At 60.2% G+C, this 24,441-nt stretch carries 24 protein-coding genes; 5 read left to right on the forward strand and 19 right to left on the reverse strand.

Annotated elements, in window-relative coordinates:
- Nucleotides 1-14: 14 nt before the first annotated feature.
- Nucleotides 15-746, reverse strand: a complete 732-nt coding sequence (locus OKW98_RS23605; RefSeq protein ID WP_265389822.1) for a tRNA-uridine aminocarboxypropyltransferase — start codon at nt 744-746, stop codon at nt 15-17.
- Nucleotides 747-968: 222 nt separating this feature from the next.
- Between OKW98_RS23605 and OKW98_RS23610 the strand changes: the two genes are divergently transcribed.
- Both OKW98_RS23610 and OKW98_RS23615 read left to right on the forward strand, forming a co-directional pair.
- Nucleotides 969-1,394 carry a quorum-sensing-regulated virulence factor family protein gene (locus OKW98_RS23610; RefSeq protein ID WP_065989783.1) on the forward strand — a complete coding sequence of 142 codons (426 nt, stop codon included), beginning with the start codon at nt 969-971 and terminating at the stop codon, nt 1,392-1,394.
- 381 nt (nt 1,395-1,775) lie between these two features.
- Complete coding sequence (locus OKW98_RS23615; protein WP_265386897.1) at nt 1,776-2,891, forward strand: LOG family protein; 1,116 nt, start codon at nt 1,776-1,778, stop codon at nt 2,889-2,891.
- Between the two features lie 48 nt (nt 2,892-2,939).
- On the opposite strand, the gene recX is transcribed toward OKW98_RS23615, so the two are convergent.
- The 4 genes from recX to OKW98_RS23635 all read right to left on the reverse strand — a co-directional run bounded on the left by recX (nt 2,940) and on the right by OKW98_RS23635 (nt 5,301).
- Nucleotides 2,940-3,407, reverse strand: a complete 468-nt coding sequence (gene recX / locus OKW98_RS23620; RefSeq protein ID WP_237253766.1) for a recombination regulator RecX — start codon at nt 3,405-3,407, stop codon at nt 2,940-2,942.
- Between the two features lie 8 nt (nt 3,408-3,415).
- Nucleotides 3,416-4,480, reverse strand: coding sequence for a recombinase RecA (recA, locus tag OKW98_RS23625; RefSeq protein WP_265386898.1), 1,065 nt, complete (start codon nt 4,478-4,480; stop codon nt 3,416-3,418).
- An 85-nt stretch (nt 4,481-4,565) separates the two neighbouring features.
- Nucleotides 4,566-5,066, reverse strand: coding sequence for a CinA family protein (locus OKW98_RS23630; RefSeq protein ID WP_416147615.1), 501 nt, complete (start codon nt 5,064-5,066; stop codon nt 4,566-4,568).
- Nucleotides 5,067-5,169: 103 nt separating this feature from the next.
- Nucleotides 5,170-5,301: a hypothetical protein gene (locus tag OKW98_RS23635; protein WP_265386899.1), complete on the reverse strand. Its 132-nt coding sequence runs from the start codon at nt 5,299-5,301 to the stop codon at nt 5,170-5,172.
- A 260-nt stretch (nt 5,302-5,561) separates the two neighbouring features.
- Between OKW98_RS23635 and mutS the strand changes: the two genes are divergently transcribed.
- Together mutS and fdxA are read left to right on the forward strand one after the other, a co-directional pair.
- The gene (gene mutS, locus OKW98_RS23640; RefSeq protein WP_265389824.1) at nt 5,562-8,129 is read left to right on the forward strand and encodes a DNA mismatch repair protein MutS; all 2,568 of its coding nucleotides are present in this window, start codon (nt 5,562-5,564) and stop codon (nt 8,127-8,129) included.
- A 239-nt stretch (nt 8,130-8,368) separates the two neighbouring features.
- A complete protein-coding gene (fdxA, locus tag OKW98_RS23645; protein ID WP_265386900.1) occupies nt 8,369-8,692 on the forward strand; it encodes a ferredoxin FdxA in 324 nt (107 codons plus the stop codon).
- Nucleotides 8,693-9,252: 560 nt separating this feature from the next.
- On the opposite strand, the gene rpoS is transcribed toward fdxA, so the two are convergent.
- From rpoS to OKW98_RS23685, 8 genes are all read right to left on the reverse strand, one after another.
- The gene (rpoS, locus tag OKW98_RS23650) at nt 9,253-10,257 is read right to left on the reverse strand and encodes an RNA polymerase sigma factor RpoS (RefSeq protein ID WP_065989798.1); all 1,005 of its coding nucleotides are present in this window, start codon (nt 10,255-10,257) and stop codon (nt 9,253-9,255) included.
- Between the two features lie 103 nt (nt 10,258-10,360).
- Entirely contained in the window at nt 10,361-11,254 is an 894-nt protein-coding gene (locus OKW98_RS23655) for a peptidoglycan DD-metalloendopeptidase family protein (protein WP_265386901.1), read from the reverse strand.
- Between the two features lie 179 nt (nt 11,255-11,433).
- A complete protein-coding gene (locus OKW98_RS23660; protein WP_172610991.1) occupies nt 11,434-12,069 on the reverse strand; it encodes a protein-L-isoaspartate(D-aspartate) O-methyltransferase in 636 nt (211 codons plus the stop codon).
- Nucleotides 12,070-12,110: 41 nt separating this feature from the next.
- Complete coding sequence (gene surE, locus OKW98_RS23665) at nt 12,111-12,860, reverse strand: 5'/3'-nucleotidase SurE (RefSeq protein WP_265386902.1); 750 nt, start codon at nt 12,858-12,860, stop codon at nt 12,111-12,113.
- Nucleotides 12,848-13,906: a tRNA pseudouridine(13) synthase TruD gene (gene truD / locus OKW98_RS23670; protein WP_265386903.1), complete on the reverse strand. Its 1,059-nt coding sequence runs from the start codon at nt 13,904-13,906 to the stop codon at nt 12,848-12,850. Before truD ends, surE begins: the two co-directional genes overlap by 13 nt.
- A complete protein-coding gene (gene ispF, locus OKW98_RS23675) occupies nt 13,903-14,376 on the reverse strand; it encodes a 2-C-methyl-D-erythritol 2,4-cyclodiphosphate synthase (protein WP_265386904.1) in 474 nt (157 codons plus the stop codon). The genes truD and ispF overlap by 4 nt, the downstream gene beginning before the upstream one ends.
- Before the next feature lie 106 nt (nt 14,377-14,482).
- The gene (gene fghA, locus OKW98_RS23680; RefSeq protein WP_265386905.1) at nt 14,483-15,328 is read right to left on the reverse strand and encodes an S-formylglutathione hydrolase; all 846 of its coding nucleotides are present in this window, start codon (nt 15,326-15,328) and stop codon (nt 14,483-14,485) included.
- 94 nt (nt 15,329-15,422) lie between these two features.
- Entirely contained in the window at nt 15,423-16,535 is a 1,113-nt protein-coding gene (locus OKW98_RS23685) for an S-(hydroxymethyl)glutathione dehydrogenase/class III alcohol dehydrogenase (protein WP_265386906.1), read from the reverse strand.
- Nucleotides 16,536-16,638: 103 nt separating this feature from the next.
- On the opposite strand from OKW98_RS23685, the gene OKW98_RS23690 reads away from it, so the two are divergent.
- Nucleotides 16,639-17,550, forward strand: a complete 912-nt coding sequence (locus tag OKW98_RS23690; RefSeq protein WP_265386907.1) for a LysR substrate-binding domain-containing protein — start codon at nt 16,639-16,641, stop codon at nt 17,548-17,550.
- 126 nt (nt 17,551-17,676) lie between these two features.
- Here OKW98_RS23690 and ispD read toward each other — a convergent pair whose 3' ends face one another.
- The 6 genes from ispD to tilS form a co-directional block, all read right to left on the reverse strand.
- Nucleotides 17,677-18,387: a 2-C-methyl-D-erythritol 4-phosphate cytidylyltransferase gene (ispD, locus tag OKW98_RS23695; RefSeq protein WP_265386908.1), complete on the reverse strand. Its 711-nt coding sequence runs from the start codon at nt 18,385-18,387 to the stop codon at nt 17,677-17,679.
- 10 nt (nt 18,388-18,397) lie between these two features.
- Nucleotides 18,398-18,676 carry a cell division protein FtsB gene (ftsB, locus tag OKW98_RS23700; protein WP_037014212.1) on the reverse strand — a complete coding sequence of 93 codons (279 nt, stop codon included), beginning with the start codon at nt 18,674-18,676 and terminating at the stop codon, nt 18,398-18,400.
- A gap of 159 nt (nt 18,677-18,835) precedes the next feature.
- Nucleotides 18,836-20,122: a phosphopyruvate hydratase gene (eno, locus tag OKW98_RS23705; protein WP_265386909.1), complete on the reverse strand. Its 1,287-nt coding sequence runs from the start codon at nt 20,120-20,122 to the stop codon at nt 18,836-18,838.
- A gap of 170 nt (nt 20,123-20,292) precedes the next feature.
- Nucleotides 20,293-21,138, reverse strand: a complete 846-nt coding sequence (gene kdsA / locus OKW98_RS23710; protein ID WP_122622970.1) for a 3-deoxy-8-phosphooctulonate synthase — start codon at nt 21,136-21,138, stop codon at nt 20,293-20,295.
- A 14-nt stretch (nt 21,139-21,152) separates the two neighbouring features.
- Complete coding sequence (locus OKW98_RS23715; protein WP_065989824.1) at nt 21,153-22,784, reverse strand: CTP synthase; 1,632 nt, start codon at nt 22,782-22,784, stop codon at nt 21,153-21,155.
- Nucleotides 22,785-23,056: 272 nt separating this feature from the next.
- Nucleotides 23,057-24,394 carry a tRNA lysidine(34) synthetase TilS gene (tilS, locus tag OKW98_RS23720; protein WP_265386910.1) on the reverse strand — a complete coding sequence of 446 codons (1,338 nt, stop codon included), beginning with the start codon at nt 24,392-24,394 and terminating at the stop codon, nt 23,057-23,059.
- Nucleotides 24,395-24,441 lie beyond the last annotated feature (47 nt).

Consider the following 24,441-nt stretch of genomic DNA (forward strand, 5'->3'; position numbering starts at 1 on the left):
GGCATGACTGGTGACTATTCAATGTAACCCTTGAGCTCTTGATGGGCATCGCTTAGCAAGTCGAGGGGCAACTGATTCTTGGCACCTAAATAGTGCTGACTGAACACATCGAAGTAGCAGCTTAACGCCGAAGCTGCTTCAGCATCGCCGGCCAGATCGAAACACAGTGCGGCCACTTCAGCGGTACAGAGATGCTCGCTGCGCGTGGAGCGTCTTAATTTATACCGTGAAAGCCTTTCGGGGATCAGGCTTAAAATGGGGATGGAGTCAAAGTAAGCACTCTTACGGAAGATCTTCCTTGCTTCAGTCCATGTAGCGTCAATCAGCACGAACAGCGGCCTCTTGTTCGGGTTAACCGTCACGGTGTTGGTGACGCGCTCGGCCGCTACATATTCGCCCGGAAACACCAGATAGGGTTGCCACTGCGGATCCGTGAGCAATGCAATCAGCTTTTCATCGACCTCAGTACGTGACCACACAAACGCATGGTTATCCTGAATCACGTCTGCAATCAGCCAACCCGTATTGCTGGGTTTGAAGACCTCTTTTTTCGTCATGATGAGGCACACCCCTGATTGGGCCTCGACCTTGGGACGCCACCTGCACAGGCAATGGCTTTCGATCACTCGACAGTATTGGCACCTTGGCGCACGTGATCCGCGAGCCAGGTAAGGTTTTGAGCTCTCCTCCTCCCGCTCATCTCTCAGACGTGCGACAGAATTTTCGTGAAAAACAGTCTGGGTCATTGACGGGTAAGAAGGCAGTGACACGAGGGGTATCCGGCAGGTCGAAAAGTCGCGGCATTCTATCAGACGCTGCCTCACGCGCCGTGTTCTCTGGTGTCCGCCGAGGCTCCTCCCCTATACTGCCCGGCCTTGAGAGCACTCACTCCCGCAGTGAACGCCTCGGGATGTCGCAGGTCCAAAGGCCTGCCTCTGCACCACCCGTCCATGCACCAGGAGAATTCAATGCTGCGCCTCATCGCCCCCACTCTCACGCTTTTGCTCGTCGCTCCACTGTGCGCCAACGCGGCGTCCAAGCAGGATTACGAACTGAGCCAGATGCTTGATAAAGTCGCGAAGGAAAGCAGTGTCGGCACGCCACGCGCCATCAACGAAGACATCCTCGACGAAGGCTACACCGTTGAAGGCAAGATGCTGATCAACCATTTGAGCGTGCAGTCTGGCCAGGCGGCCCAGATGCGCGAAAACCCGGACGATGTCCGCGGTCAGCTGGGCGGCAGCGTGTGCCGCAACGCCGGTTATCGTCAACTGATGGCCAAGGGCGCTATCCTGCGGTACCAGTTCACCGAATACAAAACCAACAAGCTCATCACGACTCAGGAAATCAAAGCGGCGGACTGCGCTGCCAAACCCCCTGCCCACAAGAAGTGATGTAACCCGCTTTACGGGCGGCGCGTTTCGAAGTCTCTTCAACGCGCAGTCTTTGCTCTCCCTTCCCTGGCTACATGCGCCATTCCAATCCCCGCCACTCAATACTTTTCGCGTGCTGATCTGATCGTTGATCGTGGGGCCTGCTTTACCCTTCGCCGCGCCCGTTAAGCCTCATCACATTTTGCATGCAAGAAAGGGTTGCCTGTGACGCCGGTTGCCATCAATGTTTTCTCTTTCCAACCATGGATTAGTCCAGAATCAGGCGCCGCGCAGATTTGATGTTTCCCTGTCTTTCGGATGCGCTGCGCACGCCGACGCATGAAGCGTCGAGATCCCGCCCTCTGGCGACGGTCAATGATTCTGCAGAAGGAGAAAGCGTGAATGCCTTACGTACCCAGTGATGCGTTGTCTCAGCATTTTCAGAGCAACGGAGACGACCTCACCCGCAAGGTCGAAGAACTCCTCGGTTCGGTCGCCCCGGACAGCCCCAATCTTCCGCTCTACCGCGACATGACCCTGACCGTCCTGCGCATGGCCCAGGACGACCTGAATCGCTGGAATGCCAAAATCACCCTGCAAGCGCTGCGCGAGCTGGAAAATGCCTTTCGGGTGCTCGAACGATTCAAAGGCCGTCGCAAGGTCACGGTGTTCGGCTCCGCTCGTACTCCCCTTGAACATCCTGTTTATGCGCTGGCCCGTGAATTGGGCAAGCAATTGGCAGCCTCCGACCTGATGGTCATCACCGGCGCCGGTGGCGGGATCATGGCCGCGGCACACGAAGGCGCGGGTCTGGATCACAGCCTGGGCTTCAACATCACCCTGCCGTTCGAGCAGCACGCCAATGCGACCGTGGATGGCACCGGCAATCTGCTGCCGTTCCACTTCTTCTTCACGCGTAAGCTGTTTTTCGTCAAAGAGGCTGACGCGCTGGTGCTCTGCCCGGGCGGGTTTGGCACGCTCGATGAGGCGCTGGAAGTGCTGACACTGATCCAGACCGGCAAAAGCCCGCTGGTTCCGATCGTGCTGCTGGATGCACCGGGCGGTACGTTCTGGGAAGGCGCGCTCAGTTTCATCAAGGACGAACTGGAGGCGAATAAATACATTCTGCCCACGGACATGAACCTGATGAAGCTGGTGTACAGCGCCGATGAGGCTGTCGCCGAGATCAACCGCTTCTACAGCAACTTCCACTCCAGCCGTTGGTTGAAGAACACCTTCGTCATTCGCATGCACCACGCCCTGAGCGAACAGGCGCTGAACGCCCTGCAGGACCGGTTCGCCGATCTGCGGTTAAGCGGCGAATTTCAGCAATACGGTCATCAGGACGAATATGACGAAGCGCAGTTCAGCCACCTCACGCGCCTGGCGTTCGCCTTCAGCGGCCGTAATCATGGCCGCTTGCGCGAACTGGTGGACTGCATAAACCTGGAGGAGAACTGGGCGAAACCTGCTCAATCTCGGCGGGCCCAAGGAACCGAGCCCGCAAAATCGATTTAACGTGCAATGCTTGAAGGCGTGCTTGCGCGCCTTCACGCCAATCGAGTATCAATCGTCGTTGCCCTTGCCACTCAGCAAACGACCAATCAGCTCTGGCGGGTATCCGCGATAACTCAGAAAGCGCATCTGCTGCCCACGTTCGCGGGCATCCCTGGGCAGTTGGCCGCTGAACTTGCGCTGCCACAGTGCTTCCAGTTTTTCCCACCAGTCGACGCCGCACTCACGCAGCGCCTGTTCGATGTCCGGACGCAGCAAGCCCCGCTGGCCCAGCTCTTCGCGGATACGCAAAGGGCCGTGGCCAGAACGGGCACGGTAGGAAACAAAGCTTTCGAGGTATCGGGATTCAGACAGCAGACCCTCTTCCGTCAGACGGTCGAGCGCTGCGTCAATCAATTCGGGGGGAGCGCCGCGCTGACGCAGTTTGCGCGTCAGCTCGACACGACCATGCTCGCGGCGCGCGAGCAGGTCCATTGCGGTACGCCTTACAGCGACGGGCGTATCGAGCACAGCTGGCATGACGGGGATCAGATGTCCGCGTCAGCTTCGACTTCAGCCACATCGTCTGCCGCAACGCGGGACGATTGGGCCTTCACATCAGGCGCTGCGGTCAGCAGTTTCTCGCGAATCAGCTTCTCGAGGGTGGTGCCGATTTCCGGGTTGTCCGCCAGGAACTTCGCGGAGTTGGCTTTACCTTGACCGATCTTGCTGCCCTGATAGCTGTACCAGGCACCGGATTTCTCCAGCAAACCGTGCAGCACGCCGAGGTCGATGATCTCGCCGTTACGGTAGATGCCCTTGCCGTAGAGAATCTGGAACTCAGCCTGACGGAACGGCGGGGCCACCTTGTTCTTCACGACTTTGACGCGGGTTTCGCTACCGACGACTTCGTCGCCTTCCTTGACCGCGCCCGTACGGCGGATGTCCAGACGGACCGACGCATAGAACTTCAATGCGTTACCACCGGTGGTGGTTTCCGGGCTGCCGAACATCACACCGATCTTCATACGGATCTGGTTGATGAAGATAACGAGGCAGTTGGCAGTCTTGATGTTACCGGTGATCTTACGCAGCGCCTGGGACATCAGTCGGGCTTGCAGGCCGACGTGCATGTCGCCCATTTCGCCTTCGATTTCAGCTTTTGGTACCAGAGCGGCCACGGAGTCGACGACGATGACGTCAATGGCGTTCGAACGCACCAGCATGTCGGTGATTTCGAGGGCCTGTTCGCCGGTGTCTGGCTGGGAGACCAGCAGGTCGTCAACGTTGACGCCCAGCTTGCCGGCGTACTCTGGATCGAGCGCGTGCTCGGCGTCGACGAATGCGCAGGTGGCACCCATTTTCTGGGCTTCTGCGATCACGGACAGAGTGAGGGTGGTTTTACCCGAAGATTCCGGGCCGTAGATTTCAACGATCCGGCCTTTTGGCAGGCCACCGATACCGAGTGCGATATCGAGACCCAGCGAGCCGGTGGAGATAGCAGGAATAGCCTGGCGGTCATGGTCACCCATGCGCATTACGGCACCTTTGCCGAATTGACGCTCGATCTGACCCAAGGCCGCAGCCAAGGCTTTCTTCTTGTTGTCGTCCATTGAATCCTCTCGTAATAGGTTAGGCCTTGACGGCCGATATAACTGTATAAGTAGCCAGTATTATTCCACAGGGTCTGACGCGCGCCTACCCCTGATTTGGTATTTCTCCGCGAGAGAGCCTTACAAGCCCCTCTAGCGCCGCGCTCACCGTTTGTCGGCGGACCGCATCGCGGTCACCTGCAAATAGAAAGCGCTCGGCGATCAATCGTTCCGCCATGCCCCAGCAGACCCACACCGTACCCACGGGTTTCTCCGCCGAGCCCCCGTCCGGCCCGGCCACCCCGCTGACCGCAACCGAAAACTGCGCACCGCTGTTTGCCTGCGCACCCTTGGCCATGGCTTCGACCACTTCGCGGCTAACAGCGCCGACCTGGGCGAACAGCGCTTCCGGCACCGCCAGTTGTCGGGTCTTCTGCCGGTTGGAGTAGGTGACATACCCGGCCTCGAACCAGGCCGAACTCCCTGGAACACGGGTGATGGCTTCGGCGATGCCGCCTCCGGTACAGGACTCGGCAGTGCTGACCTGCGCGCCTGCCGCCAGCAGCTGCTGACCCAGGGTTGCTGCCAGGTGAGTGATGTCGTCCAAAGGGGTTCTCCGTATTGATTGCCGCAAAGCAGACACGCTACACCAGCCGGGTTGATGTGCAATACAGGACGCGACCTGAATACAGATCACGCCTGCATGCCATCTATTTGCGCTCCGGTTTTTCGGGGCAGGGTTTCTTGACGGTTTCCACGATGGTTTCCCGTGGCCGTCGCTTGGCCTCCTCCAGAGGGATGAAGCGACCGTTGGTTGAATCTCGTCCTCGCTTGCGTTGCATGGCGCAATCCTTGTCGATAATGCCGCCTCCAATCGGGCGGTGCTCGACATCCTAGCCAGCTCGAAGCGTCTCGTGTCGGTTCGGAAACGCGCCGTGACGAATCAGCCGGACCTGCGTCCCGAGAACGTGCGTGGTAACCTTGCCGCCATCGCAAAAGCAATCGGATATGACGTCCAGCCACGTAGGTGGAATCCCCGTCGTAGCCCGAAACTTGCCTCAATCTCCTACAGAATTTGCCTAAATAACTGATGAATAAAGCAATTTCAGACCTCTCCTCGCACACCCCCATGATGCAGCAATACTGGCGGCTGAAAAATCAGCACCCCGACCAGTTGATGTTCTACCGCATGGGTGACTTCTACGAGATCTTCTACGAAGACGCCAAAAAGGCGGCCAAGCTGCTCGACATCACGTTGACCGCCCGGGGTCAGTCAGCGGGGCAAAGCATTCCCATGTGCGGCATCCCCTATCACGCAGCGGAAGGCTATCTGGCCAAGCTGGTGAAACTGGGCGAGTCGGTGGTCATCTGCGAACAGATCGGCGATCCGGCGACCAGCAAAGGGCCGGTTGATCGTCAGGTGGTGCGCATCATCACGCCGGGCACCGTCAGCGACGAAGCGTTGCTGGACGAGCGTCGGGATAACCTCATTGCCGCCGTGCTGGGTGACGAGCGCCTGTTCGGCCTGGCCGTGCTGGACATCACCAGCGGCAATTTCTCGGTGCTGGAAATCAAGGGCTGGGAAAACCTGCTGGCCGAGCTTGAGCGGATCAACCCGGTGGAGCTGCTGATTCCCGATGACTGGCCCCAGGGCCTGCCGGCAGAGAAACGCCGCGGTGCCCGTCGTCGCGCGCCGTGGGACTTTGAGCGCGATTCGGCGCACAAAAGCCTGTGCCAGCAATTCTCCACTCAGGACCTGAAAGGCTTCGGCTGCGAGAACCTGACCCTGGCGATCGGCGCGGCGGGCTGTCTGTTGGGTTACGCCAAGGAAACCCAGCGCACGGCATTGCCGCACCTGCGCAGCCTGCGCCATGAGCGCCTCGATGACACAGTGATTCTGGACGGCGCCAGCCGCCGCAACCTGGAACTGGACACCAATCTGGCGGGCGGCCGCGACAACACGCTGCAGTCGGTGATGGATCGCTGTCAGACCGCCATGGCCACGCGCCTGCTGACCCGCTGGCTGAACCGGCCGCTGCGTGATCTGCAGATCCTCCAAGCCCGGCAGGAGTCGATTGGTTGCTTCCTTGAGCGCTACCGCTTCGAGAACCTGCAGCCGCGACTGAAAGAGATCGGCGACATCGAGCGCATCCTCGCGCGTATCGGGCTGCGCAACGCCCGTCCCCGTGACCTGGCGCGTCTGCGTGATGCCCTGAGCGCGTTGCCCGAACTGCAATTGGCACTGGCCGAGCTCGAAGCGCCGCACATTCAGCAATTGGCGAAAACGGCGAGCACTTACCCGGAGCTGGCCGACCTGCTGCAACGCGCGATTATCGACAATCCGCCTGCCGTGATTCGCGACGGCGGCGTACTGAAGACCGGTTACGACGCCGAGCTCGATGAATTGCTGTCCCTGAGCGAGAACGCCGGGCAGTTCCTTATCGATCTGGAAACTCGGGAGAAGGCGCGCACCGGGCTGGCCAACCTAAAGGTCGGCTACAACCGCGTGCACGGCTATTTCATCGAGCTGCCGAGCAAGCAGGCGGAACAGGCGCCGGCCGATTACATCCGCCGCCAGACGCTCAAGGGCGCAGAGCGTTTCATCACCCCTGAGCTCAAGGAATTCGAAGACAAGGCGTTGTCGGCCAAGAGCCGCGCGCTGGCTCGGGAAAAGATGCTCTATGAGACGCTGCTGGAAGACCTGATCGGTCATCTCGCGCCGCTGCAGGACACCGCCGCCGCGCTGGCCGAGCTGGACGTGCTGAGCAACCTGGCCGAGCGTGCGCTGAATCTGGACCTCAACCGTCCGCGTTTCACTGACGAGCCGTGCATGCGCATCGAGCAAGGTCGTCACCCGGTGGTGGAGCAGGTTCTGTCGTCGCCGTTCGTGGCCAACGACCTGGACTTGAACGACAACACGCGCATGCTGGTAATCACCGGTCCTAACATGGGCGGTAAATCCACCTACATGCGTCAGACCGCTTTGATCGTGCTGCTGGCGCATATCGGCAGCTTCGTGCCGGCGGCGAGCTGCGAACTCTCGCTGGTCGACCGTATCTTCACGCGTATCGGTTCAAGCGATGACCTGGCCGGCGGACGCTCCACCTTCATGGTGGAGATGAGCGAGACGGCGAACATTCTGCACAACGCCACCGACAAAAGCCTTGTGCTGATGGATGAAGTCGGACGTGGCACCAGCACCTTCGACGGGCTTTCGCTGGCGTGGGCCGCGGCGGAATGCCTCGCCCAGCTGCGCGCGTACACACTGTTCGCCACACATTACTTCGAGCTGACCGTATTGCCGGAAAGCGAGCCGCTGGTGGCCAACGTGCATCTGAATGCTACCGAGCACAACGAGCGCATTGTCTTCCTGCACCGCGTGCTGCCGGGCCCGGCAAGCCAGAGTTATGGTCTTGCCGTGGCGCAACTGGCCGGCGTGCCGGCGCGCGTCATCACGCGGGCGAAGGAGCATCTGTTGCGCCTGGAGACCACCAGCTTGCCCCATGAGCAGCCCCGGGCCAAGCCGGGCAAACCACCGCTACCGATGCAGAGCGATATGTTCGCAAGCTTGCCGCACCCTGTTCTGGACGAGTTGTCGAACCTGAAGATCGACGACCTGACGCCGCGTCAGGCGCTTGAGTTGTTGTATTCGATGAAGACACGCATCTAACGTCATTCGTAACAAGCTGTTAGAATCCCGCGCGGTTCGGGACGCTGTGAGCTCTTAGCCTGGCTTTACAGCGCACCTGGCCGCGTTTGAACGCAGCGAACCAAGGTCGGACATCGCCGCGCAGGACACCTTGCCTGCCGCGTTGCTCGAGAAGCTGAGTTTTACGGCCGGGGGACGTCCCGTACCTGGCAAGCCGGACTGAACGGCCTTGCTGCCGCCGCCTGAGGAGAGAATTAGAAATGACCTTCGTCGTCACCGACAACTGCATCAAGTGCAAGTACACCGACTGCGTAGAAGTCTGTCCGGTGGACTGCTTTTACGAAGGCCCGAACTTCCTGGTGATTCACCCGGACGAGTGCATCGACTGTGCCCTGTGCGAGCCTGAGTGCCCTGCGAATGCGATCTTCTCGGAAGACGAGATTCCCGCCGGCATGGAGAATTTCATTCAGCTGAACACAGAGCTGGCTGAAATCTGGCCCAACATCACGGAACGCAAAGAAGCGCTGCCGGATGCCAAGGAGTGGGACGGCAAGACCGGCAAGATCGCCGATCTGGAGCGCTAAGCGCCTGCTGATAAAAAAAGGCCCTTCGGGGCCTTTTTGCGTGGTGGCCTGGTTGCAGCCTCACTTTTCTGCAGACGAAAAAAGGGGCGGTATGACCCGCCCACATTTTTTCCATAATCCCTTCAATCCGTGTTCATCATCCTGATGAATCGCATCCTGCGATGTCCTTGAGCAGTCGTCCTTGACCGCCTGTACCAATCCGTCGGTACAGGACTGATATTAGTGATTTAAACGGTCAGGGCAAGCGCCGAGAGTTTTCAGGAAAATTCAGCCGCTGGCCGGCGCTAGTCTTAAATTGCTCATTAAATCAATGGGATAACCATCGGCTTTCAACTGACGGAGACATAATCCGCCAAAGAAGAGACGATAACTCACATAACGCGTAAGAAATGGCTTACAGCGTGAGTAAGCATCACTTACCCGGTTGTGAAAGTGGACACGGGCCCATCAAAAAACTGTCATGCAATATCCATCTAAAGCACATTCAACCGACATAAAAAAGCCCCGACTGATCGGGGCTCTCATTGTGCTTGATGTAACTTACGCCAACCCTCTGCGCCTTATTGAAAGAGTGACTCGCTGGATAAACCGTTCTTCTCGAGAATCTCGCGAAGACGCTTTAACCCTTCCACTTGAATCTGCCGCACACGCTCACGGGTAAGGCCGATTTCCAGCCCGACGTCTTCAAGGGTGCTGCTCTCGTGCCCGCGCAGGCCGAATCGACGGACAACGACTTCACGCTGTTTGTCGGTCAACTCGGAAAGCCATTGGTCGATGCTTTGCGACAGATCATCGTCCTGGAGCAGCTCGCACGGGTCGGTGGGGCGGTCGTCGGTCAGGGTGTCGAGCAGCGTCTTGTCCGAATCTGGACCCAGCGACACATCCACAGAAGACACACGCTCGTTGAGGCCCAGCATGCGCTTGACCTCACCGACCGGCTTCTCCAGCAGGTTGGCGATTTCTTCGGGAGAGGGTTCATGGTCCAGCTTCTGCGTCAGCTCCCGCGCGGCGCGCAAGTAGACGTTAAGCTCTTTGACCACATGAATTGGCAGACGGATCGTGCGCGTCTGATTCATGATCGCACGCTCGATGGTCTGACGAATCCACCAGGTGGCGTAGGTCGAGAACCGGAATCCACGCTCCGGATCGAATTTTTCGACTGCTCGAATCAGGCCCAGATTGCCCTCCTCGATCAGGTCCAGCAATGACAGACCACGATTGACGTAGCGCCTGGCGATTTTCACGACCAGCCGCAGATTGCTCTCAATCATGCGTTTGCGCCCAGCCGGATCGCCGCTTTGCGACAGTCGCGCAAAGTGGACTTCTTCTTCCGGGGAGAGCAGGGGGGAAAAGCCGATTTCATTGAGGTACAGCTGCGTAGCATCCAGTGCCCGAGTGTAATCAATGTACTTATGCTGTTTGAGCGCTGCAGAGTTTTTAGGTTTCGCGCGAACGGAAGGTGTAGCTGGCTTCTCATCCGTTGCAGAATCCAGGACGATTACGGGCTCCATGAGGAGTACCTCGTCGTCTATGTCAAACTCCGGCACTTCTTTGCTGAGAGCCATTGTTATAGTCCTTTGGTGAGTTCGACCTCAAGCTCCAGTGACGCCTTCTTCCATGGCAGCACTTGAGCCTGTCCCCTCTACGCAGGAACAGGCTGACAACCGATCAGCGACGTGGCAAAAATTCCAGTGGATCTACCGGTTTACCCTGGCGGCGAATCTCGAAATGCAGTTTCACCCGGTCAGTTCCCGTTGAGCCCATCTCGGCAATACTTTGCCCTGCCTTGACCTGTTGTCCCTCCCGAACCAAGAGCCGACGGTTATGTCCGTATGCACTGACGTAGGTATCGCTGTGTTTGATGATGACCAACTCGCCGTAGCCCCTTAATCCACTTCCGGCGTATACCACTGTCCCATCAGACGCGGCCAAAACAGGCTGTCCCAAATCACCAGCGATATCAATTCCTTTATTCAAACTACCGTTTGAAGAGAACTTGCTGATCAAAACGCCGCTTGTCGGCCATGTCCAGCCGCTTGGAGAGCGGGCGCCGGTGACCACGGTTGTGTTGACCGGCGTGGTGGTCGAGTTGCTTGTCGGCGGTGGTGTCGTCGCGGCGACGGCGCCTACGGGCCTTGAAATGACGGTGGTTTTCAGCGATCCGGACGGCGATGACGAACTGCTCGTGGTGGTCTGTGGAACGCCTGCCGAGCCAGCGGCCACTGCCGTGGACGGAGAGTTGGCGCGCCCGTCAAAGCGGATCGTCTGACCGACATGAATAGTGAATGGCTCTGGAATGCTGTTGCGCGCGGCCAGCGCTTTCCAGTCCCAGCCGTAACGGAATGCAATGGAAAACAGCGTGTCGCCGCGCTTCACGACGTACTGACCGGTGGTGACCGGCTGACGGGTTGGCACCGTCGATTTGCCGTTACGGTCGACAATGCGCACGCCGCCGGATGGCGTGCTGGAGCAGCCGACCAGAAGGATACTCAGGGCAACTCCAATCACCAGACGCTGAAAACTTGTTGAAGAACTACGCTGCCGAATGACTGTGAGACTCACCCGCCACTCCCTTTACCGGTGACTGAAAAAGAAACTGCCCTGTGTCGTGAAAAGACCAGACAGCCATGAAAAATATGGTGTGAGACGGCGCTGCGGCAGTTGACCGAAGCATCGTTGCAAAACGCCAGCCTGTAGACCGGCAGCGTCTTGTGGAATTCATTGCCACCGCAAAATAGCGCTTACGCCAGCGGCCCGTTGAGCAACGGGACGAAACGAACAGCGCCCAGCACATGCCGGGAAAAGCCGTTCTCCTCGCGAATGATCAGCATCAGTTGCTGCACTTCACCCGAACCCACTGGAATCACCAGGCGACCACCGGGGGCCAGTTGGTCCAGCAACGCCTGAGGTACGTCGGTCGCCACGGCGGTGACGATGATCCCGTTGTAAGGCGCGAGCGCCGGCCAGCCTTCCCACCCATCGCCCCAACGAAACACCATGTTGCGCAGGTTCAGTTCGACGAGGCGTTCCTTGGCGCGATCCTGCAACACCTTGATGCGTTCGACGGAGAAAACCCGCTCCACCAATTGCGCCAGCACGGCGGTCTGATAGCCCGAGCCGGTGCCAATTTCCAGTACCTTATCCAGCGGACCCGCCGCCAACAGCAGCTCGCTCATGCGCGCCACCATGTAAGGCTGGGAAATCGTCTGGTTGTTGCCGATCGGCAGCGCGGTGTCTTCGTACGCGCGGTGTGCCAGGGCTTCGTCAACGAACAGGTGACGAGGGGTCTTGCGAATAACGTCCAGCACCTGAGTGTTGGCGATGCCCTCTTCGCACAACCGTTGAATCAGACGCTCGCGGGTACGCTGGGAAGTCATCCCCACGCCACGTCGTAACAGATCATCTTGCTCACGCGACATCAGGCCATTCCCTCCAGCCAAGCGTTCAGGCTGTTGAAACCGTCCTGATAGGTACGATCCAGCTGCAACGGGGTAATCGACACGTAACCCTGCATCACGGCGTGGAAATCGGTGCCCGGCCCGCCGTCTTCGGCATCTCCGGCAGCAGCAATCCAGTAACCGGCCTTTCCGCGCGGGTCAACCACGCGCACAGGCGCCGCCGCACGGGTGCGATGGCCAAGACGGGTCAGCTGGATACCGCGTACGTTTGCCAGCGGCAGGTTAGGGATATTCACATTCAATACGGTACGGGGTGGAAGGTCGAGGCGCTCGTGGGCTTCGACCAGAAGCCGGGCAAAGTGCGCGGCGGTTGCCAAGTTATCGACCTGACGTGACAAAAATGAAAAGGCAAATGACGGGCGTTGCAGAAAACGACCTTCCAGCGCCGCAGCGACGGTGCCTGAATAGAGCACATCGTCACCCAGATTGGCGCCCAGGTTGATACCCGACACGACCATGTCCGGCTCATCGGGCAGCAGGCCGTTGAGTCCGAGGTGGACGCAATCGGTCGGGGTGCCGTTGAGGCTGATGAAGCCGTTGTCCAGGGTGTGCGGGTGCAACGGCCGATCCAGCGTCAGCGAACTGCTCGCGCCGCTTTTGTCTTGGTCGGGCGCAATCACCACGCAGTCGGCATACCCGGCCAGCGCGCCATGCAGCGCAGCCAGCCCGGGCGCCATAACCCCGTCATCATTTGAAATCAGAATACGCATGAGCTGTCCGTCTGCCCTGCCGGCGCGAGATCGACGAGTTCACGCACCAAAGCGGTGGCGAAGCATCCGGCCGGCAGGACGAATTCCAGTTGCAGAATGTCAGGCTCGGGATAATGCCACGTCAACCGCCCGATGGGCAGTCGCAGGATGCGCCGTTCATGCTCCATTCCCGCTTTTATCAACCAGTTACAGAGCGACGCCTCGCGCGCCGCGATGCTGTTTTCAAGCTCGGCGGTAGCGCCGGACGCCGGGGAGTCGCCCTCGCCCCACTGCGGCCCGGTCGGGTGCAGATCGAGGATCGCCAGCCGCGGGTCGCTGCACTCGGCTTCGCCTGCGGGGAAAAAACTGCGGCTGTCGGTGAAGGCCAGCAGATCGCCCACTTGCGCTCGTTGCCAGCTGCCATCGGCGACCCGCGCAGCCAAGACCTGATTGAACAGGTAGCTGCGGGCGGTGGAGAGCAACCGGGAGCGCACATTGCGCTGCTCGGGCAGGGCCTGACGCTCGGCATAGTGCCGGGCTTCACCCAGGTTCCCGCCTTCATGGCCGAAACGCTGGGCGCCAAAATAGTTGGGGATGCCGTGCTGCCTGATCGACTCGAGACGTGCGTCCAGCCCGGCCTTGTCGGCCTGCAATTGCGTCAGCCGCAGCGTGAAGCCATTGGCGGCGTGGGCGCCCCGTTGCAGCTTGCGCTTGTGGCGTTTGCTGTCGAGGATCTTGAGAGAATCGTTTTGTGCCACCGACATGTCCGGATCGGCCTTGCCCGGCAGCTGAATGCTGAACCACTGACGGGTCAACGCCTGACGGTCCTTCAAACCGGCGTAAGCGACGGTTCGCAACGACACGCCGGCCGCCTTGGCCAGACGCCGGGCCGCTTCCTCGGTGTTCAGGCCGCGTTTTTCGACCCACAGCCACAGGTGCTCGCCATCCCCGGAAAGCGGGATGTCGAGGACTTCATCGACCTGAAAGTCTTCGGCAGTGGCCTTCAGCACGGCAGTACCCAACGCATCGCCATAGGCTCTCGGGCCCAGAAGTTCGAGCTCGGTCATGCGCTGATCAACAACGCAACGGCGTGCACGGCGATGCCTTCTTCACGGCCGGTGAAGCCGAGCTTTTCAGTGGTGGTGGCCTTGACATTGACCTGGTCGATGTCGACCTGGAGGTCTTCGGCAATCAAGGCGCGCATGGTTTCGATGTGCGGCGCCATCTTCGGCGCCTGCGCAACGATGGTGGCGTCGACGTTGCCGACCTTCCAGCCCTTGCCCTGCACTTGCTTGAGCACGTGACGAAGCAGAACCCGGCTGTCGGCGCCCTTGAATTGCGGATCGGTGTCCGGGAAATGCTTGCCGATGTCGCCCAGCGCGGCAGCACCCAAGAGGGCGTCGCTCAGCGCATGCAGCACTACATCGCCATCGGAATGCGCGAGCAAACCCGACGTGTGCGCAATCCGCACGCCGCCCAAGGTAATGAAATCGCCTTCAGCGAAACGGTGCACATCGTAGCCGTGGCCAATACGCATAAAAAAACGCCCTGAAAAAGTCAGGGCGTGATTCTACCTACTTTGACCGACATTAGGGTCGGCCCGCGCTCAATTGCCCGTGACGCTGCAATTGAGGGCGAGGACGTCAGTCGGCCAAGGCTCGGGCGTGATGGCGCAAGTGGTCTTCGATGAAGCTGGCGATGAAGTAATAGCTGTGGTCATAACCCGGCTGCATGCGCAATTCCAGAGGATGACCAGCCGCCTTCGCCGCCTGAACCAACGATTCCGGCTTGAGCTGATTGCCGAGGAAGTCATCGCGATCGCCTTGGTCCACCAGCAGTGGCAAGCGCTCGGTGGCCTCGGCGATCAGCACGCTGGCGTCCCACTCACGCCAGCGCGAACGGTCTTCGCCCAGGTAGCGGGAAAACGCTTTTTGTCCCCACGGGCAATCCATCGGGTTGCAGATGGGCGAGAACGCCGACACCGATTGATAGCGGCCCGGGTTGCGCAATGCACCGACCAGCGCGCCGTGGCCACCCATGGAATGCCCGCTGATGCTGCGTTTGTCCGAGGCCGGGAAGTGCGCCTCGATCAACGCGGGCAGCTCGCTGATCACGTAGTCGTACATGCGGTAGTGCCGAGCCCACGGTTGCTCGGCGGCGTTCAGGTAAAAGCCGGCGCCCAGGCCGAAGTCGTAGGCCTTGTCCGGATCATCCGGCACGTCGGCGCCACGCGGGCTGGTGTCCGGCGCCACGATGATCAGTCCCAGCTCCGCCGCGATGCGCAGCGCACCGGCCTTCTGCATGAAGTTCTCGTCGGTGCAAGTCAGCCCTGACAACCAATAGACCACCGGCAGCTTGCCGCCCTGCTCCGCTTGCGGAGGCAGATACACCGCGAACACCATGTCGCAGCCGAGCACGTCGGAATGATGTTTGTAACGCTTATGCCAGCCGCCGAAGCTTTTCTGGCACGAGATGTTTTCCAGACTCATGGGCTTCTCCGGGCGGCAAACTGCAAGCCTTGAGCGGCAAGAGGTCATGACACGCCCCTCTTGCCGCTTACCGCTTGAAGCTTGCCGCTGCTCCTCAGAAATGAATGACGGTACGGATGCTTTTGCCTTCGTGCATCAGGTCAAAGGCTTCGTTGATCCGGTCCAGGCCCATGGTGTGGGTGATGAAGGTGTCCAGCGGGATCTCGCCGCTCTGCGCTTTTTCGACGTAGCTTGGCAGTTCGGTGCGGCCTTTGACGCCGCCGAAGGCCGAACCGCGCCAGACGCGACCGGTCACCAGCTGGAACGGACGCGTGGAGATTTCCTGACCTGCGCCGGCGACGCCGATGATCACCGATTCGCCCCAGCCCTTGTGGCACGATTCCAGCGCAGCACGCATCAGGTTCACATTGCCTACGCACTCGAAGCTGTAATCGACGCCGCCGTCGGTCATTTCGACGATCACTTCCTGAACCGGCTTGTCGTGATCCTTCGGATTGACGAACTCGGTGGCACCCAATTCACGGGCCACGTCGAATTTGGAGGGATTGATGTCAACCGCAATGATGCGCGAGGCCTTGGCCATTTTTGCGCCAATGATCGCCGCCAGGCCAATACCGCCCAGACCGAAGACCGCCACGGTGGCGCCCTCCTCGACCTTGGCCGTGTTCAGCACCGCGCCGATGCCGGTGGTCACGCCGCAACCCAGCAGGCAGACCTTCTCCAGCGGCGCTTCCTTGGGGATTTTCGCCAGGGAGATTTCCGGGACCACGGTGTATTCGGAGAACGTGGAGCAGCCCATGTAGTGGTAGATCGGCTGGCCCTTGTAGCTGAAGCGGGTGGTGCCGTCGGGCATCAGGCCTTTGCCCTGGGTGGCGCGGACTTTCTGGCAGAGGTTGGTCTTGCCGGATTTGCAGAATTTGCACTCGCGGCATTCGGCGGTGTACAGCGGAATGACGTGGTCGCCCACGGCGAGCGAGGTCACGCCTTCGCCGATGGCTTCAACGACGCCGCCGCCTTCGTGCCCGAGGATGCACGGGAAGACGCCTTCAGAATCAGCACCGGACAGGGTGTAGGCATCGGTGTGGCAAACGCCGGATGCGACGGTACGAATCAACACTTCGCCAGCTTTCGGGGCCTCAACGTCCACTTCAACGATCTGCAGTGGTTCATTGGGCGCGAAAGCAACGGCAGCACGTGACTTGATCATCATGATCTCCAGCTAAATAAAAACGAGCCCAGAGTGTAATGCAGTGCCGGGTGATTAATAATCGGCCTTAAAGCAAAACATTAATGCTGTGCAGGGACAATCAATGCAGGTCAATCGCTGGGAAGGTCTGGACGAGTTTGTCGCCGTGGCCGAGTGCGGGCAATTCACCGCAGCGGCAGAAAGGCTTGGGGTGTCGTCGTCGCACATCAGTCGGCAGATCGCGCGGCTGGAAGAACGCTTGCAGACGCGCCTGCTCTATCGCAGCACCCGGAAAGTCGCGCTGACCGAGGCGGGTCAGACGTTTCTGCACCACTGTCAGCGCTTGCAGGACGGGCGCGAGGAAGCGTTGCGCGCGGTAACGGACCTGACCAGCGAGCCGAAGGGACTGCTGCGGATGACCTGTGCCGTCGCCTACGGCGAAAGGTTCATCGCCCCTTTGGTGACACGCTTCATGGAGGACTACCCGCAACTGCGCGTGGACATCGAGCTGACCAACAACACGCTGGATCTGGTGCATGAAGGCCTGGACCTGGCGATCCGGCTGGGTCGCTTGCAGGAATCCCGACTGGTGGCCGCCCGACTCGCGCCGCGCAAGATGTACCTGTGCGCCTCCCCCGCTTATATCGAACGCTATGGCCGGCCCCACAGCGTGTCGGAACTGGCGCGACACAACTGCCTGATCGGCAGCTCGGACAGTTGGCTGCTACAACAAAACGGGCGGGAATTTTCCCAACGGGTGCAAGGCAACTGGCGCTGCAACAGTGGGCAGGCAGTGCTCGATGCGGCGTTGCGTGGGGTCGGGCTGTGTCAGCTGCCGGATTACTACGTGCTGGAGCATCTCAAGCGCGGTGCGCTGGTGTCGTTACTGGATGCCCATCAGCCACCGAACACCGCCGTCTGGGCGCTGTACCCCCAACAGCGGCATCTGTCGCCCAAGGTGAGAAAGCTGGTGGATTATCTTAAGGCGGGATTGGCGTCGCGGGATGAGTACAGTAATCATGCCGATCCTTTGTAGGAGTGCGCTTACGTGCGAATGCACAGTGTCAGGCTGCAACGACGGTGCAGACCTACCGCGTTCGCGGGCAAGCGCGCTCCTACACAAGCAAAAACAGCGAATGTACCCGCCTTCATTGCAAGCTGATCAGCCGTTGAATTCCACCCGACGCTGGCGCAGCCATTCTAGGTCTTCCGGTCGTGTGACCTTGATGTTGTCGGCGCGCCCTTCGATCAGACGCGGCGATTGCCCGGCCCACTCGATGGCCGAGGCTTCATCGGTGATCGCCACGTTCGACACCAGACTGTCGGCCAGCGCCCGGTGCAGCGCACCCAGACGAAACATCTGCGGCGTATAGGCCTGCCAGATAAGGCTGCGATCCACGGTTTCGGTCACGCGACCATTGGCATCGGCGCGCTTGAGAGTGTCTTTCGCCGGCACGGCCAGCAAACCGCCCACCGGGTCATCCGCCAGTTCGCCAAGCAGATTATCGAGATCCGAACGTGCCAGGTTCGGGCGCGCGGCGTCATGCACCAGCACCCAATCGTTGTCATCGGCGCCGTTGGCATGCAGGTGCAGCAGCGCATTGAGCACCGAGTCCGAACGCTCTTTGCCGCCGGCGACCTGCTGGATACGGGAATCCAGCGCGCAGGGCAGCGTGGGCCAATAAGGGTCGTCCACAGCCAGACTGACCACCAGGCCCTTGAGCCGAGGATGATCGAGAAAGCAAAGCAGGCTGTGTTCAAGAATCGTGAGGCCGCCCAGTTGCAGGTATTGCTTGGGACGGTCTGCCGCCATGCGCGCGCCAACGCCCGCTGCGGGAATCACTGCCCAGAAGGCAGGAAGGGATTGAGTCATTACACCAACGTCACTGTGCCAACTGATAAAGGGTTTCGCCGTCCTTGACCATGCCCAGTTCATGACGGGCACGCTCTTCAACGGTTTCGAGGCCTTTTTTCAGCTCCAGCACTTCCGCGTCGAGGACCCGGTTGCGCTCCAGCAGAGCATCGTTTTCGGCGTGTTGATCGGCGATTTGCTGAGTCAGACTGGCCACCTGCGCGAGACTGCCGTTACCTACCCATAGGCGATACTGCAAGCCAGCGAGCATCAAAAGCAGAACGAGGAACAACCAGTTAGGACTGCGCATTGTGAATATCTGTTACCCGGCGAATAAAGACAGCAAAACCGACCATTTCAAATGCCCATGAGCCCGGTGGTCACCGGGCTCATGGATCAGGACGACAAGAGAAGTCACGCTTCAGTGACTTCTCCTGCAACGCCTGCTGCCTTTTTACCATCTTTGCAATCAGCCGCGAAACTCGCCGCGACCACGGTACACCGCTTTGGCGCCCAGTTGCTCTTCGATACGCAGCAGCTGGTTGTACTTGGCGATACGGTCGGAACGGCTCAGCGAACCGGTCTTGATCTGGCCGGCCGCAGTACCCACGGCCAGGTCGGCAATGGTCGAGTCTTCGGTTTCACCGGAACGGTGCGAGATCACGGCGGTGTAGCCCGCGGCCTTGGCCATCTGGATGGCTTCCAGCGTTTCGGTCAGCGTACCGATCTGGTTGAACTTGATCAGGATCGAGTTACCGATCTTCTTGTCGATGCCTTCTTTCAGGATCTTGGTGTTGGTCACGAACAGGTCGTCGCCCACCAGTTGGATCTTGTCGCCGATCTTGTCGGTGAGGACTTTCCAGCCATCCCAGTCCGATTCGTCCAGGCCGTCTTCGATCGAGATGATCGGGTGCTTGCTGACCAGATCAGCCAGGTAGTCGGCGAAACCGGCAGAGTCGTACTCGCCTTCTTCGCTCAGCACGTACTTGCCGTTCTTGTAGAACTCGCTCGCTGCGCAGTCCAGCGCCAGGGTCACGTCGGTGCCCAGCTTGTAACCCGCGTTGGCAACGGCTTCGGCGATAGCGTCCAGCGCGTCGGCGTTGGAGTTCAGGTTCGGCGCGAAGCCACCTTCGTCACCCACGGCCGTGTTCAGGCCGCGCGCCTTCAGTACCGCTTTGAGGTGATGGAAAATCTCGGTGCCCCAGCGCAGGCCTTCAGAGAAGGTCTTGGCGCCCACCGGCTGAATCATGAATTCCTGGATGTCGATGTTGTTATCCGCGTGCTCGCCACCGTTGATGATGTTCATCATCGGGACCGGCATCGAGTAAACACCCGGCGTGCCGTTCAGGTTGGCGATGTGCGCGTACAACGGCAGGTCCTGATCCTGAGCGGCGGCTTTGGCCGCCGCCAGCGACACGGCGAGGATCGCGTTGGCGCCCAGGCTGGCTTTGTTCTCGGTGCCGTCCAGCTCAATCATCGCGTGATCGAGGGCTTTCTGGTCAACCGGGTCTTTGCCCAGCAGCAGGTCGCGGATCGGGCCATTGATGTTGGCCACGGCTTTCAGAACGCCCTTGCCCATGTAACGGCTCTTGTCGCCATCACGCAGCTCGAGCGCTTCACGCGAGCCGGTGGAAGCACCGGACGGCGCGCAAGCGCTGCCGATGATGCCGTTGTCGAGGAGCACGTCTGCTTCCACGGTGGGATTGCCACGGGAGTCGAGAACCTCACGACCTTTGATGTCGACGATTTTTGCCATTGTTGTTAACACTCCAAGATTGACGAAAACGACGCAGCTGGGAAAACGATTCGGCGCCTCAAGGCTCTAGGACAACGGGCAGGCCCTGAAACGAGAATTTTCCCGACCCTTCGGTCGGGAAAACAACGAACGGCACTCTACCGGAGGGTTCGGCGCCGGTGAAGCGGGTTTTACGCCGTTTCGATCGTCGGGAAGCTTTTAACGAGTTCGTCGAGCGCCTTGAGCTGGGCCAGAAACGGCTCCAGCTTGTCCAGACGCAGGGCGCAGGGACCGTCGCATTTGGCGTTGTCCGGATCCGGGTGGGCTTCCAGGAACAGACCGGCCAGGCCCTGACTCATACCGGCCTTGGCCAGATCGGTCACCTGGGCACGACGGCCACCGGCGGAATCCGAGCGACCCCCTGGCATCTGCAAGGCATGGGTCACGTCGAAGAACACCGGGTATTCGAAGGACTTCATGATGCCGAAACCGAGCATGTCGACGACCAGGTTGTTGTAGCCGAAGCTCGAACCACGCTCGCACAGGATCAACTGATCGTTGCCCGCTTCTACGCACTTGGCCAGGATGTGTTTCATCTCGTGGGGCGCGAGGAACTGGGCTTTCTTGATGTTGATCACGGCGCCGGTCTTGGCCATGGCCACGACCAGATCGGTCTGACGGGACAGGAAAGCCGGCAACTGAATGATGTCGCAGACTTCTGCCACCGCAGCGGCCTGCTCAGGCTCGTGCACGTCGGTGATGATCGGCACGCCGAAGGCTTGCTTGATATCCTGGAAGATCCGCATGCCCTCTTCAAGGCCCGGGCCACGGTACGAAGTCACCGAAGAGCGGTTGGCCTTGTCGAAGCTGGCCTTGAATACGTAGGGAATGCCGAGCTTCTCGGTCACTCGCACGTATTCTTCACAGACCTGCATCGCCATGTCGCGCGACTCGAGGACGTTCATGCCGCCGAACAGAACCATGGGTTTGTCGTTGGCGATGTCGATCGAGCCGACGCGGATGATTTTCTGAGCCATGTGATAAATCCCTATCAGCCGTTCTTCTGGTGTTGAGCAAGCGCTGCCTTGACGAAACCACTGAACAACGGGTGGCCATCGCGAGGCGTTGAGGTGAACTCAGGGTGGAACTGGCACGCCACGAACCATGGATGATCCGGAGACTCGACCACTTCAACCAGCGCGCCATCACCGGAACGACCGGAGATTTTCAGACCGGCTTCGACCAGTTGCGGCAGCAGCTTGTTGTTCACTTCATAACGGTGGCGATGGCGCTCGACGATGACGTCATTGGCGTAGCAATCGTGCACCAGAGAGCCCGGCTCAAGCAGGCAGTCCTGCGCACCCAGACGCATGGTGCCGCCCAGGTCAGAGGTTTCGGTACGGGTTTCGACAGCACCGGTGGCGTCTTCCCATTCGGTGATGAGACCGACGACAGGGTGCTGGCTGGTGCGATCGAACTCGGTGGAGTTGGCGTCTTTCCAGCCCAGCACGTTACGTGCGAACTCGATGACCGCCACCTGCATGCCCAGGCAGATGCCCAGATACGGAACCTTGTTCTCGCGAGCGAACTGCACGGCCGTGATCTTGCCCTCGACGCCGCGCAGACCGAAGCCGCCCGGGACGAGAATCGCGTCAACGCCTTCGAGCAAACCAGTGCCCTGATTCTCGATGTCTTCGGAATCGATGTAGCGCAGGTTGACCTTGGTGCGGTTGCTGATGCCGGCGTGACTCATCGCTTCGATGAGCGACTTGTACGCATCCAGCAGCTCCATGTACTTGCCGACCATCGCGATGGTGACTTCGTGTTCCGGATTGAGCTTGGCGTCGACGACCTTTTCCCACTCGGACAGGTCGGCGCTGCCGCACTGCAAGCCGAAGCGCTCGACGACGAAATCGTCAAGGCCCTGGGAATGCAGGATGCCCGGGATCTTGTAGATGGTGTCGGCGTCTTCAAGGGCGATGACCGCACGCTCTTCAACGTTGGTGAACTGCGCGATCTTGCGGCGCGAGGAGATGTCGATCGGGTGGTCGGAACGGCAGACCAGTACGTCTGGCTGCAGGCCGATCGAACGGAGTTCCTTCACCGAATGCTGAGTCGGCTTGGTCTTGGTCTCGCCCGCGGTGGCGATGTACGGAACCAGGGTCAGGTGCATGAGCATGGCGCGCTTGGCGCCCACTTCGAAACGCAGCTGACGGATCGCTTCGAGGAACGGTTGCGACTCGATGTCGCCCACCGTGCCACCGATTTCGACCATGGCGACGTCGGCATCGCCGGCGCCCTTGATGATGCGACGCTTGATTTCGTCGGTGATGTGCGGGATCACCTGAATGGTCGCGCCCAGATAATCACCACGGCGCTCTTTGCGCAGGACGTGTTCGTACACACGGCCGGTGGTGAAGTTGTTGTTCTGGGTCATGGTGGTGCGAATGAAACGCTCGTAGTGACCCAGGTCCAGGTCAGTCTCGGCGCCGTCGTGGGTGACGAACACCTCACCGTGCTGGAACGGGCTCATGGTGCCGGGATCGACGTTGATGTAGGGGTCCAGCTTCAGCATGGTGACCTTAAGTCCCCTCGCCTCCAGGATGGCCGCCAATGAAGCCGAGGCGATGCCTTTCCCCAATGAAGAAACAACACCGCCCGTGACGAAGATGTAGCGCGTCATGAAAAACCCTAGAAGTCTGCGTTAAAGCGGTCAGAGCCGCCGGGGAAAGCGAAGGAAGGCCGAAGCCCCCGACAACCTGCGTGTCTCACTGTGCATTTTCGAATCTGTCGCGCCCAAGTCAGCGACCGACCCAGAAAAGGTCTGTCCGTGGCTCGCCACATTTTTGAGAATCGCCCAGTAAAAACTGGCTGGTAATCGGCAACTTGCGTCGTTCCGGAAGGATCGACATAAGCTGTATCAAGAAGGGAGCGTAGTCTACCGGAAAGGCCCTTTCAGCTCAAACTTTGGTCATTCGTCGGTGGCAACCAGTGCAATCGCCAGTCGCCACGGGGGCTGGCGTCCAGTCCCGGAAGGTTTGCCACGGCCAATAACTGCTCGCCGCGGTACAACAGCGGCAATCGGCCGCGCAGAAACACAGGCACACCCTTCTCGTTGAGCAGCCTTTTCAAGTCTCGACGTCCACGATCGGGCACATCAAAGGTTTCGCCGCCCTGGCGGTAATGCACGTGCAGACCTCCCGCCGGCGCCGCGCCGAGTATCTGCAACATGCCATTGCCCGGCAAGGTGAGGGGTTGCGAGGCCAGGGACCAGTCTTGCGAGCCGGCAACGTTTTTCAGCCAGATGCCCGACAGCCACCAGATCCGCCCCTCGGCACGGTGCATCTGACCCTCGGCCAGTCGCCAGATGGGCCGACCGTCCGGCCCGGCATCGCGCAACGAATCCCAGCCTGCCCAGTGATCGGTATCGGGCAATCGAGTGAGCGGCGCCAGCCAGTGGCGCAGTGCATTGCGTTGCCGGGCGGGTGACAGCGCTTCGAGCGGCGCGAGTTCAAGGGAGGGCATGTCCAGCCAGGGCCAGGGGCACGGCGTATCAGCGAGGGCGAGGTCCTGCACCGCCAGTTCGTCCAGCAACTGCTGGGCCTCGGCCAGGTGCGCGGCGCTGCGGGCCATGCTCGCAATCGCTTGCGGCCAGCGCGTCGTCACCAGCGGCAATACGTGGCTGCGCAGGTAGTTGCGCGAAAAGCGGCTGTCCTTGTTGCTCGGGTCCTCGATCCAGCTCAAGCCCTGTTCCCGGGCATAGGCCTCGAGGGTTGCGCGGGATTCGTCCAACAGTGGCCGAAATAGCTGTCCTGCGCCCAAAGGACGCTGCGCCGGCATGGCGGCCAGCCCGCGCACCCCGGCGCCGCGCAGCAGGCGGAACAGCAGCGTTTCAGCCTGATCGTCACGGTGCTGGGCAGTGAGCAGCACCTCGCCCGCCCCGAGGTTCGAGTTAAACGCGGCGTAGCGAGCGTCCCGCGCAGCTTGCTCAAGACTCGCGCCTGGGCGCACCTGAACGTCGATGACCTGCATCGGCACGCCCAGAATCTGACACATCTGCCGGCAATGCACCGGCCACGAGGCCGCCACCGCCTGGAGGCCATGGTTGACGTGAACAGCGGTCAGAGGAGGAAGCGGGTGAACCCTGGCCAGTTCCGCCAGCAGGTGAAGCAGAACGGTGGAATCGAGCCCACCGGAGAAGGCGACGCGCCAGGCGGCTGCAGCGCGCCAGGGTTCCAGGCGCGACAGCAGACGTCTGGAGAGTGCGAGTGCGATGCTGTCCGGTTTGCTCATGCTGGTTAACCCTGCTTAAAGCTCGCCGGACCGGTAAGCGTCACCGG

The organism is Pseudomonas sp. KU26590, assembly GCF_026153515.1.
In the GTDB taxonomy this organism is placed as follows: Bacteria; Pseudomonadota; Gammaproteobacteria; order Pseudomonadales; family Pseudomonadaceae; genus Aquipseudomonas.

Coding starts and splice junctions, on each gene's coding strand:
- OKW98_RS23605 (WP_265389822.1), bottom strand. CDS start 746: ATGACCCAGACTGTTTTTCACGAAAATTCTGTCGCACGTCTGAGAGAT.
- OKW98_RS23610 (WP_065989783.1), top strand. CDS start 969: ATGCTGCGCCTCATCGCCCCCACTCTCACGCTTTTGCTCGTCGCTCCA.
- OKW98_RS23615 (WP_265386897.1), top strand. CDS start 1,776: ATGCCTTACGTACCCAGTGATGCGTTGTCTCAGCATTTTCAGAGCAAC.
- recX (WP_237253766.1), bottom strand. CDS start 3,407: ATGCCAGCTGTGCTCGATACGCCCGTCGCTGTAAGGCGTACCGCAATG.
- recA (WP_265386898.1), bottom strand. CDS start 4,480: ATGGACGACAACAAGAAGAAAGCCTTGGCTGCGGCCTTGGGTCAGATC.
- OKW98_RS23635 (WP_265386899.1), bottom strand. CDS start 5,301: ATGCAACGCAAGCGAGGACGAGATTCAACCAACGGTCGCTTCATCCCT.
- fdxA (WP_265386900.1), top strand. CDS start 8,369: ATGACCTTCGTCGTCACCGACAACTGCATCAAGTGCAAGTACACCGAC.
- rpoS (WP_065989798.1), bottom strand. CDS start 10,257: ATGGCTCTCAGCAAAGAAGTGCCGGAGTTTGACATAGACGACGAGGTA.
- OKW98_RS23660 (WP_172610991.1), bottom strand. CDS start 12,069: ATGACTTCCCAGCGTACCCGCGAGCGTCTGATTCAACGGTTGTGCGAA.
- surE (WP_265386902.1), bottom strand. CDS start 12,860: ATGCGTATTCTGATTTCAAATGATGACGGGGTTATGGCGCCCGGGCTG.
- truD (WP_265386903.1), bottom strand. CDS start 13,906: ATGACCGAGCTCGAACTTCTGGGCCCGAGAGCCTATGGCGATGCGTTG.
- ispF (WP_265386904.1), bottom strand. CDS start 14,376: ATGCGTATTGGCCACGGCTACGATGTGCACCGTTTCGCTGAAGGCGAT.
- fghA (WP_265386905.1), bottom strand. CDS start 15,328: ATGAGTCTGGAAAACATCTCGTGCCAGAAAAGCTTCGGCGGCTGGCAT.
- OKW98_RS23685 (WP_265386906.1), bottom strand. CDS start 16,535: ATGATCAAGTCACGTGCTGCCGTTGCTTTCGCGCCCAATGAACCACTG.
- OKW98_RS23690 (WP_265386907.1), top strand. CDS start 16,639: ATGCAGGTCAATCGCTGGGAAGGTCTGGACGAGTTTGTCGCCGTGGCC.
- ispD (WP_265386908.1), bottom strand. CDS start 18,387: ATGACTCAATCCCTTCCTGCCTTCTGGGCAGTGATTCCCGCAGCGGGC.
- ftsB (WP_037014212.1), bottom strand. CDS start 18,676: ATGCGCAGTCCTAACTGGTTGTTCCTCGTTCTGCTTTTGATGCTCGCT.
- eno (WP_265386909.1), bottom strand. CDS start 20,122: ATGGCAAAAATCGTCGACATCAAAGGTCGTGAGGTTCTCGACTCCCGT.
- kdsA (WP_122622970.1), bottom strand. CDS start 21,138: ATGGCTCAGAAAATCATCCGCGTCGGCTCGATCGACATCGCCAACGAC.
- OKW98_RS23715 (WP_065989824.1), bottom strand. CDS start 22,784: ATGACGCGCTACATCTTCGTCACGGGCGGTGTTGTTTCTTCATTGGGG.
- tilS (WP_265386910.1), bottom strand. CDS start 24,394: ATGAGCAAACCGGACAGCATCGCACTCGCACTCTCCAGACGTCTGCTG.